Genomic DNA, 12,680 nt, shown 5'->3' with positions numbered 1-12,680 from the left:
TCCCCCTCATGCCGATGCGCTGTCGCCGGGCTGGGCCAGCACGAGCCCCGCCTGCCGGGCCTCGCCGAGGCTGCGCTGGAGTTCCTCCAGCCGGGCCCGGTCGGCGAGCCCCTCGATCTCGGCGACGGCGAGTTCGTCGCGGACCGTCCGCGCCAGCAGCTCCCGCATGTCGTCGCTGAGTTCCTCGAGTTCCTGCACGGCCTGCCAGTCGCGATAGGCGGCATCGGCGGCCCGGGTGTGTTCGGCGTACTCCTCCAGCGCCGTGACCCGCTGCATGAGCGCCCCGGCCGACAGCCGCAGCGCCTGCTTCTGCGGCTCCAGGACCTCCAGCACCCGAGCACTGGTGGTGGACTCCCCGGCGACGGCGTGGACCTGGCTCGCCAGCCGGGTGAGCTCGGCCAGCGCCTGGGCGATCTCCCATTCCTGCGCGGGCAGCGTGACGGCGTTGGCGACCTCGTCGAGCAGCCCTGCCTTGTTGACCTCCGACTCCAGCACCGTGCTGACGGCGACCTGCGCACGCGTCATCTGACGGCGCAGCGAGCAGCCGACCAGAGGGCGCAGCGTCGAGGTGCCGAAGTCCTCGGGGAGGTAGTAGTGGCCGTGGTGCCGCCGGGCCAGCCGCTGCACCTCGTCCATCCCGCAGCCGGCCCCGAACAGGACGAGCCAGGAAAGGAGCTGCAGACCCGTCCCCGTCAGCAGGAACGCGCTCAGTCCGCCCCACCACAGCGCCGCCAGCACCCCGGCCTGCGCCAGCACCCCGGCCACCGCTCCCGGCCTGTTGCGGAGCAGCAGCGGCACTCCGACGACCGGCAGGAAGCCGCACAGCGTCGCGGCCGGTACGGCGAGCAGCGCGTCGCCCGGAGTGCGCCCGCCCCACCGGGGCGCGGCGGGCAGCGGCAGGCTCGCCGGCAGCAACCCCTGCTCGGCCCGGGCCAGCAGCCCTCGCTCCTCGTCCTCGAGCGCCGGATCCACCACCGGCCGCAGCGCGATATCGCCTGCCATTGGATCACCCCCCCGGATGTCAGGGAAGATCGTGACACATGAGGTCCGGCCACGTCGCGCCGCCTCCGGTCTTCACCGGCGGACGCCCCGAGACTCGATCGTTGATCACTGGTTGAACCCTGGGTGCCGGGGTAGCCGGGCGTTGTCGGCCCGCACCGGGTCGTTCGCATGCAGGACTGGGGAGGGAAGCGCCATGGCGCCGGTGACAGTGGCCACCACGAAGACGGAGACGCCGAACCTGCCGGAGGTCGCTGACCCCGCACGGGTGGCGCCGAAGGACGCCCGTGAGCTGTCCCGGGTGTTCTTCGATCAGCTGGCGGTGCTGGAGGAGGGCACGCCGGAGTACCAGTACGCCCGCAACACGCTGATCGAGATGAACATGTCCCTGGTCCGCTTCGCGGCCGGCCGGTTCCGCAGCCGCGGGCCGGAGGAGATGGAGGACATCGTCCAGGTCGGCATGATCGGCCTGATCAAGGCGATCGACCGGTTCGAACTCACCCGTGAGGTGGAGTTCACCAGCTTCGCGGTCCCCTACATCGTCGGTGAGATCAAGCGGTTCTTCCGCGACACCACCTGGGCGGTCCACGTGCCGCGCCGGCTCCAGGAGGCCCGTGTCCACCTGGCCCGCGCCACCGAGGAACTCCGCAGCCGTCTGGGCCGTACCCCCACGGTCAAGGAGCTGTCGGAGCTGATGAGCCTGACCGAGGACGAGGTGCGCGAAGCACGTCTGGCCTCCAACGGCTACGACTCCTCCTCCCTGGACGCGGCGATCAGCACCAGCGAGGACGGCGAGAGCGCCCTTCAGGACTTCATCGGCGTGGAGGACCCGGCGCTCGAACTCGTGGAGGACTTCAACGCGCTGGCGCCCCTGATAGCCGATCTGGACGAGCGTGAACGGCGCATCATCCACATGCGGTTCGTCGAGGAGCTCACCCAGGCACAGATCGGAGAGCGTCTGGGCTGCTCGCAGATGCACGTCTCGCGTCTGCTGTCACGCACGCTCAAGCGGCTGCGGCAGGGCATGCTCACCACCCGGTGAGCGGCCGCGCCGCGGGCCGAAGCGGGAGATCCTGCCGACGGGCGCGCGCCCGGTTCCGGCCTCCGCAGACGCAGTAGGTAGGAGATGGATTTCCGTGATGCGCAAGGAGTACGAGGAGTACGAGGGGAACGAGGCGCCGTCGGGGTCGGCGTCGGCGTCGGACGGCGAGGCGGGCGCGTCCGAGGAGGAACTGCTCGACGGCCTGCGGGTGAACGAGCAGCGGCCGGAACGGCCGATCCTGCTCAACGCCGACGGCACCAACATCGAGACCTGGCGGGAGAACCACCCGTACGACCACAAGGTGCGCCGGGCCGATTACGAGCGGCAGAAGCGGATCCTGCAGATCGAGCTGCTGAAGATGCAGCACTGGGTGAAGGACACCGGCCAGCGCATCGTGGTGGTCTGCGAGGGACGCGACGCCGCCGGCAAGGGCGGCACCATCCAGCGGTTCACCGAGCGGCTCAACCCGCGTGGTGCCCGTGTCGTGGCGCTGGAGAAGCCGACCGAGCGAGAAGCGGGCCAGTGGTACTTCCAGCGGTACGTGGCGCATCTGCCCGGCCGCGGGGAGATCGTCTTCTTCGACCGCTCCTGGTACAACCGCGCCGGAGTCGAGCGGGTGATGGGCTTCTGCTCGGACGACGAGTACCACCAGTTCCTGGCCCAGGCGCCGATGTTCGAGCGGATGCTGACCGACGACGGCATCATGCTGGTGAAGTTCTGGTTCTCTGTCTCCCAGGCCGAGCAGCGCACCCGTTTCGCCATCCGGCAGGTCGACCCCGTACGCCGCTGGAAACTGTCCCCCACCGACCTCGACTCACTGGACCGTTGGGACGAGTACACGACGGCCAAGGTCGAGATGTTCCGCGCCACGGACACCAGCCACGCGCCCTGGACGGTGGTGAAGAACAACGACAAGCGGCGGGGCCGTCTGGAGGCGATGCGCAGTCTGCTCGACCGCTGCGACTACCCGGCGAAGGATCACGCCGCTGTCGGCAAGCCCGACCCGCTGATCGTGGGCGCCGCGGACACGCTGCTGGAGGCCGGTGAGGAAGCGGCCGACCTCTCGCCCACGCCGCTGACCGGCCGGCGCCGCGGGCCGGGGACTCATCCTGGTCAGCAGGGCTGACGTAGACCGTCGGCGTGCCTGAGGCAGGCCGACGGCGTACTTGACGTAGGTCGTCGGCGTACCTGATGTAGGTCGTCGGCACGACGGACGTGACCGTCGGCATGGCTGACGTGAGCTCGGGCCGGCCTGTGGCGCCGGGCCGGCCTGTGGCGCCGGGCCGGCCCGTGGCGCCGTACGGATCAGTCGTCGGCGGCGGCCACCAGCTTGCGGACGTTCTCGATCCTGCCGCAGCCGGACTTCAGGTACTCCGCACGAGCCTCGCGGAACGCCTGCCCCAGCTCGGCCCGGCGGTCGTCGGCGACGTTCTGACGGGCGTCGTTGAGAAGGGTGCGCTCTTCCTCGTCCGCGTGGTGATTGACCGCCGTGACGAGCTCTTCGAGCTTGTCCTCCCACTCGTCGGAAGCGGTGTCCTCCACCTCCAGCAGGGCGAGCAGCGCTTCGTTGGCCTCGTGGTGCTCGTGGACGCCGTGGTCCACGTCCTCGCCGTCGACGTTCTTGTAGCGCCTCAGGGCGGGATAGACCTTGTCCTCCTCGGCCGAGGCGTGCGCGATGAGCAGGTCCGCGAACTCCTCCAGAGCGGCGGCACGGTCGGCTTCGACGTTGCGCAGGACGCGGAAGAGGTCTTCCATACGGCGGTGGTCCTGCAAGATCAGCTCAACCACGTCGGTGGACGACACAGGACTCTCCTTACTGCGGTGACGGTGTCCGGTCTCGCGGATACCCGCGTTTCCGCAGCTGAGACGTACCGGGCCGGCCGGCCTTCGGAGCGCGGATCAGCGGGCGTCCTGCGAGGTGTCCGGCGGGCAGAAGCAGGCGGTGACCGCCTTGCCGTCGGGGCAGGGGCGCGCTTCCCAGTCGTCGGCCAGCGCGTCGATGAGGAACATGCCCCGTCCTCCCAGGCCGTCGCGGCTGGGTTCGCGCGGCGCGGGCAGCGAGGCGGCGTCGTCGTCGTGCACGGTGATGTGCAGACACCGGCCGTCCCAGGTCATCACGAGCCGGGCGGTGGAGTGGGCGTGGACGTGAGCGTTGGTGACCAGCTCGGAGACGGCCAGCAGTACGTCGTCCACGGTCCCCGGGGCGCTGTCGGTCCAGCCGAGCGCCCGCAGATGATCGCGGGCCCAGTCGCGGGCCGCCTTGGGGCCGGTGCTCACCGGCAGTGAGCGCGCCCAGCCCACTGCCCGCATGGATGAATCGGTCACGGAAAACCTCCCCCGGTAGGGTCCTGCTGAGCCGCGGGTACCCGCTGCCCGCGTCTCGACGCGGTGTGCGACGGCCCGGCTTGCGGCACCGGTTCTCGGTGCGGGTGGCCGGCCTCCGTGCGATCGCGCCGAAGTGCCCGGGCGCGCTGGGCAAGTGAGGGCTTCCCGTCCTGGCTCGGGGGATGTCACAGAACGGGAAGCCCGCCTCCAGCTTCCTCCCGAAGGGCCCGCATGTCGCGGCGGACTGGGCCGGCAGTGGCGGCGACGACTGCTGGGGCCCGCTCCGCATCGAGGCGGCTCTGCCGTGCCGGCGCGCAAGGTCCCGGCGGCGCACCCGGAGGAGTCCCGGCGGCGCACCCGGAGGAGTCCCGGCGGCGCGCCCGGCAGAGTCCCAGGTGGCACACCCCGTCCCGGTGGCACACGGAGGAACGGCGCAGCGGGCCGTCGGCGGAGCCCCGTCACCCGGCCGGCGACCGACTGCGCGCTCAGCGGACGCAGGCGTGCAGCTCCCGCGCCCGGCACGTGAACCACGGCCCCACGAGGCCGACTTCGAGAGGCATCGGCTTGCCGGCCTTGCCGCCCTCCACGGTCTGGCAGGTGTACTCCGTCTTGCGGTGCATGGGAACGAGGACGGCCGCGGGGATGTCGCTGCAGCGCACGGAGTCGGGCAGGTAGTAGCCGTAGACGGCGTTGGCGGCGCCGTCCCGGGTGAGGATCCCCATCCGAGGCTCGGCGCTCCACCGCCTGGCGTTTCCGTACGAGTCCGTCGATCTGCCCACGAGGACGTCCCACTCGACCTCCAGGCCCTCGAAGGTGCTCACGCACACCGCCTCGGCGCCGTCCTTCAGCGTGAGGTCGGCAGGGCAGCGGGCGGTGGTCGTTCCGGCGGTGCTCGCCATGTCGAGGATCTTCACCCGCAGGCCGAAGGCGACCTGCTCGTGGAACGCGGCACCCTCGGGCGGCGACAGGTCCATGAGACCGGTGGGCTGCGGAACCGGCTTGACGATCTTCTGCGGCAGTTGCGGGAAGGCCGGTGGCCGCGCTGAGTCCTCGTCCGTGCCGGAGCCGCAGCCGGTGAGGAGAAGGAGACCGACCAGCGCCGCAGCCATGCTGTTCTTCATGTGCATGACTGTCACCGTAGTGTGGCCGCGGCCGCACGACCCGCAGCGCCCGTGACATCCGTCACATGGGCTCTCGCCAATGACCCTGCCGGTTAGTAGACGCCGCTCCGGCGACATAAGCGACTTGTCCGGCTTGATGACGACGTAGTGTGCGCCGGTCCCTGCGCTCGCGGCGCTCACCCGGCGATCGAGCCCGACTCGCGAGAGCCGAAGGTTCCTGACGAGGTGTGGGGTCGGTGGCGGGCGTCCGCGAGCCGCACCAGCACATCGCCAGGCGCCCGGCAAGGGTGGCCCGCTCTACGACCCGAGGTAGTAGATGCGACCTTTGCCCTGCCGACAAGGCTTTTCTAAGAATGACGACCCGCAGGACGTCTCCGCAGTTCAGGAGCGGAGTCGGCGTGGAGCGAGCCGCCCTGGGAGCGCTCCGCGAATACCGAGTGAGGTCTCGCATGGGCAAGCATCGCAAGAAGAGGTACGACCGGCGCATAGTCATCGCCGCCGTCGCCGTCACCACCGTGGCCGTTCCGTCGGTGGCCGTGGCCTGCGGCGACTGGCAGGACAGCGAAGGAAGCCGGCCCGGCAGCGCCGCGAAGACCGTGGCCGGCGATCGATGGAACGACGCCGACGGCGATTGGCGGAAGAGCGAGGACCGGCAGGACCGCTGGAAGGGGCACCGGCACACCGGCAAGCCGACGCCGACGCCGTCGCGGACCGCGACCCCCTCCGCCCCGAAGCCCGCGGCGCCGAAGCCCAAGGCGACCGCCACGCCCAGCGCCCCGAAGGCCACCAGCACCCCCACCACCAGCGCCCCGAAGCCCACGGCCTCGGCGACCCCCTCCTCGCCCAGCACACCGCAGGCCACCACCACGGCGTCCGGGACCACCGCTCGCATCGTGGAACTCGTCAACGCCGAGCGCGCCAAGGCCGGTTGCTCGCCCGTGAAGCCGAACGCGACCCTGACCAAGGCCGCGCAGGCGCACAGCGAGGACATGGCGGCCCACCGGAACATGTCGCACACCGGTTCCGACGGATCCTCTCCGGGTGACCGGATCACGCGCGCGGGTTACATCTGGAGCACCTACGGCGAGAACGTCGCCTACGGCTACTCCACGCCCGAGCAGGTCATGACGGGCTGGATGAACAGTCCCGGCCACAAGGCCAACATCCTGAACTGCGCGTTCAAGGAGATCGGCGTCGGCCTCGCCCAGCCCGGCTCCTACTGGACCCAGGACTTCGGCACCGCCCGGTGAGCCACGGCGGGTAGTCCCGGGCCGCGAGGGGATGGGTGGGGTGGTGGCCGGCGGGCCGTGTCCACGACCCCACCCCGCTGTGGATGCACGGCCCGGACCAAGCACGGTCTGAGTGATGGGCGTGTTGGTGCGACGGTGGCGCGCCTGCCGTACCGGGTCGCATCATCTCCAGCACATCCGCGGCTTCAGCCCGCTGCGGACCGGATCGCTGATCCTGCCCGTCGCCGTCGCCACCCGTATCGGCGCTCACCTCGGCTCCCGTCTCGTCGGCCGGATCAACAGCCATCCCGTCGCCGGTACGGCCGTCTCGGCCGCCGGAACCGTCCCGCTGTTTACATCGATGTACAAGCGGTCCTAACCTGACGCGGATCTCGTCCCCCAGGAAGGGAAGCCCCCATGAGACTCCGCTCGTTATCCGCCCGCGCCCGCGCCCGCGCCCACGCCCAGGCCCTCGTGCGCCCGGTGATCCTCGGCCTGGCCACCCTGCTGGCCCTGGCCCTCGCCGGGCCGGCCGCCGCGGGCGTCACCACGTCACCCGGCACCTCACCCTCCGCGTCGCCCGCTGCCATGTCCTCCCCGTTGTCCTCCACCCCGTCCCCCGCCGCCGTGGCGGCGACCGGCACGCCGCTGCGGGACGGGACCGGTCTGTACCCGCGCGCGATCCGGCTCGCGCACAGCGGTGCGGCCAACGGGCGCGTGCTCGCCAGTGTCGTCACCTTCGACGGCGACAACGGTGTCGGCGCGATCCACGAGAGCACGAACGACGGGGCGAGCTTCCGCGAGGTCGGCAGAGTCGTCGATCCCGAGTCCGCGGCCGGTCAGGGCCTGTGCTGCGCCACGCTGTTCGAGCTGCCCCGGCAGGTCGGCGCGCTGCCGGCCGGCACACTGCTCTGGGCCGCCTCCGCCGGACAGGACGAGACGAACCGGCGGATGGCGCTGCGGATCTGGCGGAGCAACGACGTGGGACGCACCTGGTCGTACCTGTCCGCGTGCGCTGTCGCCGACGGCACGGGCGGCCTGTGGGAACCGGAGTTCTCGGTGGCCGCCGACGGCGCGCTGGTCTGCCACTACGCCGATGAGACGGAACCCACGCACAGCCAGAAGCTCGTCGCCGCGCGCAGCTACGACGGTGTGCGTTGGGAGGGCCGGCACGACACCGTGGCGAGCGCCCCGTCGGCCGACCGGCCGGGCATGCCGGTGGTGCGCAGGCTGCCGAACGGCACGTACTTCATGAGCTACGAGATCTGCAACCCTGGCGGCCAGTACCAGTGCGTGGTGCACTACCGGACCTCCTCGGACGGCTGGAACTGGGGCAACCCCACCGACCTGGGGTTCCGGCCGGAGACCGTCGACGGCAAGTACTTCCGCGCCGCGCCCACCATCGCCTGGGCTCCGGCGCCGGACGGCGGTGCGAACGGGCGGATCCTGCTGATCGGGCAGCGTCTGCTCAACCGCGACGGCACTCCCGCAGCGGACAGCGGCCGGACCGTCCTCGCCAACACGGAGAACGGCTCCGGGCCGTGGTACGAGATCCCGTCGCCGGTGACCGTGACGGACCCGCAGGTCAACTACTGCCAGAACTACAGCTCCCCGCTGCTGCCGTCGGCCGACGGACAGCGGCTGCTCCAGATCGCCACCGACTTCGACGGCACCGTCTGCCGGGCCTACTTCGCCACCGGCGGCCTCACCGGCAGCGGTGACGCGGCCGGCGTCGTCGACGGCGCGCTCTACCGACTGGTGAACGCGAACAGCGGCCACTGCCTGGACGTCACCGGTGACTCGCGCACGCCCGGAGGCAACGTCCAGCAGTGGACGTGCAACGGCCTCGGCCCGCAGGACTGGACGCTGCGCGCCCGCGGCACCGGCCACTTCACCCTCACCGGCCGCAACAGCGGTCACTGCCTGGACGTGGAGAACGGGTCCTCCGTACCGGGTGCGAACGTCCGGCAGTGGTACTGCAACGGGGCCGCCGCCCAGGACTGGCGGCCGGTGAACGTCGGCCGCGGCTACTACCGGCTGATATCCAGGTCCAGCGGTCAGTGCCTCGACGTGGCCCAGGGCTCGCGGGCACCCGGCGGCAACGTCCAGCAGTGGACGTGCAACGGGCTTCAGCCGCAGATCTGGCGGCTCCAGCGGGTCTGAGCACGCGGCGCCTCCCCGGCATCGGCCGGGGAGGCGCCGCGAGGTGTCCGGAACCGCTACTCCTGGTCCTGCTCCTCGATCGCGGCCGGACGCAGTTGCGCCTCCCGGATGCGGTCGACGTCCAGCTTCAGGCCGCGGTCGAAGCGGTAGACGCCGTTCTGCTCCTGGAAGACGTCGGTGAGCTGGGTGTAGCAGTAGCCGAACATGTCACGGTCGCCCAGCAGCACCTCGGTGAGGCCGCTGAACCGAGCGTGGAACTCCTCCTCGTCGCGGACGCGTTCGCCGTAGCCCCAGGACTGGGTGCGGTCCTCGCCGGACTCGGCCGCCGCCGCCTCGGGGTCCCACCAGATGCCGCCGAACTCGCTGACGAAGTACGGCTGTCCGGCGTAGGGCAGCGAGTACGCGGCCCCGTTCTCGTAGGCGTTGACGAACGGCTCGTCCTTGGCGAGCCCAGCCATCAGCTGCCGGAAGGCCTCCGGGTCCTGCTCGTAGTTGTGGGCGTCGTAGATGTCGGTCTCCGCCACCCGGTGGGCGTAGCCCGACGCGTCGATGACCGGCCGGGTGGTGTCCATGGCCTTGGTGGCGAGGAACATGGCGCGGGTGACGGCGTCGAGCTGGGTGATGCGGTCGTGCAGCTTCTGGTAGGTCTCGTTGAGCGGGCACCAGCCGATGATCGAGGGGTGCGAGTAGTCGCGTTCGAGGGCTTCCAGCCACTGGGCGACGTACGACGCGTCGGGCTGCTGGTTGTCGCCGGAGGAACCGCCGGTCTCGCAGCCCCAGTCGCCGAACTCGCCCCAGACCAGATAGCCGAGGCGGTCGGCGTGGTGGAGGAAACGCTCCTCGAACACCTTCTGGTGCAGCCGGGCCCCGTTGAAACCGGCCGCCATGGCCAGCTCGATGTCCCGCACCAGCGCCTCGTCGGTCGGCGCCGTCATCAGCCCGTCGGGGTACCAGCCCTGGTCGAGGACCAGGCGCTGGAAGACCGGGCGGCCGTTGATGAGGACGGCCTTGCCGCGCAGGCCCACGGCGCGCAGACCCGCGTAGCTCTCGGCGCTGTCGACGACCTGCCCGTCCGCGTCGAGGAGTTCGAGCCGCAGGTCGTACAGGTGCGGGTCGGCGGGGCTCCACTCGCGCCGCCGGTCCTCGGGCACCGGCAGGTGCAGACGCGGGGCCAGGTCCAGGTCGGCGCGGGCCTCGGCGCGGCTCACCTCGCCGTCGCCGTCGCTGAGGACGGCACGCACCCGGTGGCCCGGCCGGTTGCCGGACAGCGGGAGTTCGAGGTGGAAGGCGGAGCCGGCGAGGTCGGGGGTGATGCGCGGGCGCCGCAGGTGCAGCTCGGCCACCGGCTCCAGCCAGACGGTCTGCCAGATGCCCGTCACCCGCGTGTAGTTGCAGTCGTGGTTGGCGTACTTGATCGCCTGCTTGCCGCGCGCCTGCGGACCCGACTTGGGGTCGCGGGCACGCACGGTGATGACGACCTCCTCGCCGCTCCCGGCGATGTCGCCGAGGTCGGCGGTGAAGGGGGTGAAACCGCCGCGGTGGCGCGCGACCTCCTTGCCGTCGGCCCAGACGGTGGTGTCGTAATCGACCGCGCCGAAGTGCAGCAGCACGCGGCGGCCGGCCCAGTCGGCGGGCAGGGTGAGGGCGCGCCGGTACCAGACGGCCTCCAGGAAGTCGGTGTCGCCGATGCCGGACAGCTCGGACTCGGGCGGGAAGGGCACCAGGATCTCGTCGCGCAGTTCACGGCCGAGCAGACCGCGTTCGAGGCCGCTGTCCCCCCGGTCCGTCTCGAACTGCCAGGCGCCGTTCAGATTCAGCCAGTCGCGCCGCACGAACTGCGGTCGCGGGTACTCCGGGCGCGGTACGGAGTGAGTGGGCACACATGCTCCAGTCGATCGGCGGACCGGCGCACGGGCGCCGGTCCGGTGAGTACGGCGAGGGGTGAGGTCAGGATCCGCCGAGTCCGGTGGTGGCCACGGAGTCGACGATGCGGCGCTGGAAGAGGAGGAACACCACGATCAGCGGCAGCGCCGCGAGCAGCGCGGACGCCATGGACTGCGCGTACTGGATGCCGAAGGCGTCCTTCACGGTGGCCAGCCCGACCGGCAGGGTCATCAGGTCCGGGTCGTTGGTGACGATGAACGGCCACATGAAGTTGTTCCACGCCCCGATGAAGACGAAGATCGCCACCGCGGCGACGATCGGCCGGGACAGTGGCAGCACGATCGAGGTGAAGACCCGGAACTCGGAGGCGCCGTCCAGCCGGGCCGCGTCCTCCAGCTCCTTCGGGATGCCGTCGAAGAAGCGCTTGAGGATGAACACCATCATCGGCGCGACGACCTGCGGCAGGACGACCGCCGCGTAGGTGTCCACCATGTTCAGGAGCAGCATCTGCTCGAACAGCGGCACGACCAGCAGCTGCGGCGGGACCATGATGGCGGCGACGGTCACGGCGAGCAGGACCCGGCGGCCGCGGAACGTGCCGCGGGAGAAGCCGTAAGCGGCGAGGGTGGAGACGGCCACCGTGATCACCGTGACCAGGGCGGCGATCAGGAAGCTGTTGAAGGCCCAGACGGACACGTTCCCGCGTTCCAGGATCTGCCGGTAGGCCGCCATGGTGAAGGCACCCTTGAACGGCGACAGACCAGGGGTGGCGACGTCCTGCTCGCCCTGCACGGAGGTGGCGATGGCCCACACGAACGGCACCAGCCATACGGCCGCCAGGACGGCCAGCGCCGCTCCGGCCAGGACGCGCGGCAGCCGGCCGTGGCCGAGCAGCAGCGGGGAGCCGGTCGCCGCGCGGGGCGGCAGGCGCCGGGGGCGCGGGGGCGTTGCGGTGACGGACACGGTCAGTCCTCCCGGCGGAAGAGGCGGAGTTGCACGAGCGAGACGACGATGACGAGGGCGAAGAAGAGGTAGGAGACGGCGGAGGCGTAGCCGAGCCGGTAGCCGGTGAAGCCGACGTCGTAGACGTACTCCAGCACCGGGCGGGTCGAGCCGTTGGGGCCGCCCTTGGTGAGGATGTAGATCTGGTCGAACACCTTCAGCGAGGCGAGCACCTGGAGCATCGCCACCAGCGCGGTGGTCCGGCGCAGCTGCGGCAGGGTGACCGACCACAGGCGCCGCCACGCTCCGGCACCGTCCAGCGCCGCGGCCTCGTCGTACGTCGAGGGCAGGGACTGGAGCGCGGCGAGGTAGAGCAGGAAGTTGAAGCCGACCGTCCACCACACGGTGAGCGCGGCCACCGACCACATCGCGACGGCCTCGTCGGACAGCCAGCCGACGGGGTCGAGGCCCAGCGTGCCGAGGAACTGGTTGGCCAGGCCGAGGTCCGGCTGGTAGAGCCAGGCCCAGACGAGCGTCACCACGGTCACGGGCAGCAGGTAGGGCGCGAAGAACGCCAGCCGCCAGGCCCACTGTCCGGCCAGCCCGCTGTGCACCAGCAGGGCCATCGCCAGCGCGATCAGCACCAGCGGGACGCTCGATATCGCGGTGAAGAGGACGGTGTTGCCGAGGCTGCTCCACACATCGGGGTCGCCGAACGCCTCGGTGTAGTTGTCGAGGCCGACGAAGCGGGTCTCGCGCAGTGACAGCGAACTGTCGGTGAAGCTCATCCACAGCCCCTGCACGATGGGCCACACCAGGAACAGCGCGAAGACGAGCAGGAACGGCAGGACGAAGACGAGCCCGGACCCCGGCGACGTGCGCGGACCGGTCTTGCCGGTGAGGCGGCGGCCGGGGCGTGGGGTGCCCGAAGCGGGGCGCGCGTCGGCGCCGGGAGGTGCGGTGGTGGTCATACGG

At 71.0% G+C, this 12,680-nt stretch carries 12 protein-coding genes; 5 read left to right on the top strand and 7 right to left on the bottom strand.

The window, feature by feature from the left end; genetic code table 11:
• Positions 1-6: 6 nt before the first annotated feature.
• Complete coding sequence (locus tag ABT232_RS16465) at positions 7-1,002, bottom strand: hypothetical protein (protein WP_351840593.1); 996 nt, start codon at positions 1,000-1,002, stop codon at positions 7-9.
• 193 nt (positions 1,003-1,195) lie between these two features.
• Here ABT232_RS16465 and ABT232_RS16460 point away from each other — a divergent pair, with 193 nt between their 5' ends.
• Together ABT232_RS16460 and ppk2 are read left to right on the top strand one after the other, a co-directional pair.
• Positions 1,196-2,041 carry an RNA polymerase sigma factor SigF gene (locus tag ABT232_RS16460; RefSeq protein ID WP_351840592.1) on the top strand — a complete coding sequence of 282 codons (846 nt, stop codon included), beginning with the start codon at positions 1,196-1,198 and terminating at the stop codon, positions 2,039-2,041.
• 97 nt (positions 2,042-2,138) lie between these two features.
• Positions 2,139-3,167, top strand: coding sequence for a polyphosphate kinase 2 (gene ppk2, locus ABT232_RS16455; protein ID WP_351840665.1), 1,029 nt, complete (start codon positions 2,139-2,141; stop codon positions 3,165-3,167).
• A 179-nt stretch (positions 3,168-3,346) separates the two neighbouring features.
• Here ppk2 and ABT232_RS16450 read toward each other — a convergent pair whose 3' ends face one another.
• The 3 genes from ABT232_RS16450 to ABT232_RS16440 form a co-directional block, all read right to left on the bottom strand.
• Positions 3,347-3,844, bottom strand: coding sequence for a hemerythrin domain-containing protein (locus ABT232_RS16450; RefSeq protein ID WP_351840591.1), 498 nt, complete (start codon positions 3,842-3,844; stop codon positions 3,347-3,349).
• Between the two features lie 96 nt (positions 3,845-3,940).
• Positions 3,941-4,351: an ATP-binding protein gene (locus ABT232_RS16445; RefSeq protein WP_450872136.1), complete on the bottom strand. Its 411-nt coding sequence runs from the start codon at positions 4,349-4,351 to the stop codon at positions 3,941-3,943.
• 500 nt (positions 4,352-4,851) lie between these two features.
• Complete coding sequence (locus tag ABT232_RS16440) at positions 4,852-5,493, bottom strand: hypothetical protein (RefSeq protein WP_351840589.1); 642 nt, start codon at positions 5,491-5,493, stop codon at positions 4,852-4,854.
• Between the two features lie 443 nt (positions 5,494-5,936).
• On the opposite strand from ABT232_RS16440, the gene ABT232_RS16435 reads away from it, so the two are divergent.
• From ABT232_RS16435 to ABT232_RS16425, 3 genes are all read left to right on the top strand, one after another.
• Positions 5,937-6,737, top strand: coding sequence for a CAP domain-containing protein (locus ABT232_RS16435; RefSeq protein ID WP_351840588.1), 801 nt, complete (start codon positions 5,937-5,939; stop codon positions 6,735-6,737).
• 115 nt (positions 6,738-6,852) lie between these two features.
• Entirely contained in the window at positions 6,853-7,095 is a 243-nt protein-coding gene (locus ABT232_RS16430; RefSeq protein ID WP_351840587.1) for a hypothetical protein, read from the top strand.
• Positions 7,096-7,133: 38 nt separating this feature from the next.
• Complete coding sequence (locus ABT232_RS16425; protein WP_351840586.1) at positions 7,134-8,879, top strand: RICIN domain-containing protein; 1,746 nt, start codon at positions 7,134-7,136, stop codon at positions 8,877-8,879.
• Positions 8,880-8,935: 56 nt separating this feature from the next.
• Here the strand turns inward: ABT232_RS16425 and ABT232_RS16420 are convergent, their stop codons facing one another.
• The 3 genes from ABT232_RS16420 to ABT232_RS16410 all read right to left on the bottom strand — a co-directional run bounded on the left by ABT232_RS16420 (position 8,936) and on the right by ABT232_RS16410 (position 12,676).
• Positions 8,936-10,759: a glycoside hydrolase family 2 protein gene (locus tag ABT232_RS16420; RefSeq protein WP_351840585.1), complete on the bottom strand. Its 1,824-nt coding sequence runs from the start codon at positions 10,757-10,759 to the stop codon at positions 8,936-8,938.
• Positions 10,760-10,826: 67 nt separating this feature from the next.
• The gene (locus tag ABT232_RS16415) at positions 10,827-11,726 is read right to left on the bottom strand and encodes a carbohydrate ABC transporter permease (protein WP_351840584.1); all 900 of its coding nucleotides are present in this window, start codon (positions 11,724-11,726) and stop codon (positions 10,827-10,829) included.
• Positions 11,727-11,728: 2 nt separating this feature from the next.
• Positions 11,729-12,676, bottom strand: a complete 948-nt coding sequence (locus ABT232_RS16410; RefSeq protein ID WP_351840583.1) for a carbohydrate ABC transporter permease — start codon at positions 12,674-12,676, stop codon at positions 11,729-11,731.
• Between the last annotated feature and the right edge of the window lie 4 nt (positions 12,677-12,680).

Origin of the sequence: Streptomyces sp. NPDC001532, from assembly GCF_040298625.1 — a bacterium.
Taxonomy (GTDB): domain Bacteria; phylum Actinomycetota; class Actinomycetes; order Streptomycetales; family Streptomycetaceae; genus Streptomyces.
This window is presented reverse-complemented; position numbering and strand designations above follow the sequence as displayed.

Bases quoted from the DNA above. Each gene is read 5' to 3' on its own strand.
- ABT232_RS16465 (WP_351840593.1), bottom strand. From the start codon at position 1,002: ATGGCAGGCGATATCGCGCTGCGGCCGGTGGTGGATCCGGCGCTCGAG.
- ABT232_RS16460 (WP_351840592.1), top strand. From the start codon at position 1,196: ATGGCGCCGGTGACAGTGGCCACCACGAAGACGGAGACGCCGAACCTG.
- ppk2 (WP_351840665.1), top strand. From the start codon at position 2,139: ATGCGCAAGGAGTACGAGGAGTACGAGGGGAACGAGGCGCCGTCGGGG.
- ABT232_RS16445 (WP_450872136.1), bottom strand. From the start codon at position 4,351: ATGCGGGCAGTGGGCTGGGCGCGCTCACTGCCGGTGAGCACCGGCCCC.
- ABT232_RS16440 (WP_351840589.1), bottom strand. From the start codon at position 5,493: ATGCACATGAAGAACAGCATGGCTGCGGCGCTGGTCGGTCTCCTTCTC.
- ABT232_RS16435 (WP_351840588.1), top strand. From the start codon at position 5,937: ATGGGCAAGCATCGCAAGAAGAGGTACGACCGGCGCATAGTCATCGCC.
- ABT232_RS16430 (WP_351840587.1), top strand. From the start codon at position 6,853: ATGGGCGTGTTGGTGCGACGGTGGCGCGCCTGCCGTACCGGGTCGCAT.
- ABT232_RS16425 (WP_351840586.1), top strand. From the start codon at position 7,134: ATGAGACTCCGCTCGTTATCCGCCCGCGCCCGCGCCCGCGCCCACGCC.
- ABT232_RS16410 (WP_351840583.1), bottom strand. From the start codon at position 12,676: ATGACCACCACCGCACCTCCCGGCGCCGACGCGCGCCCCGCTTCGGGC.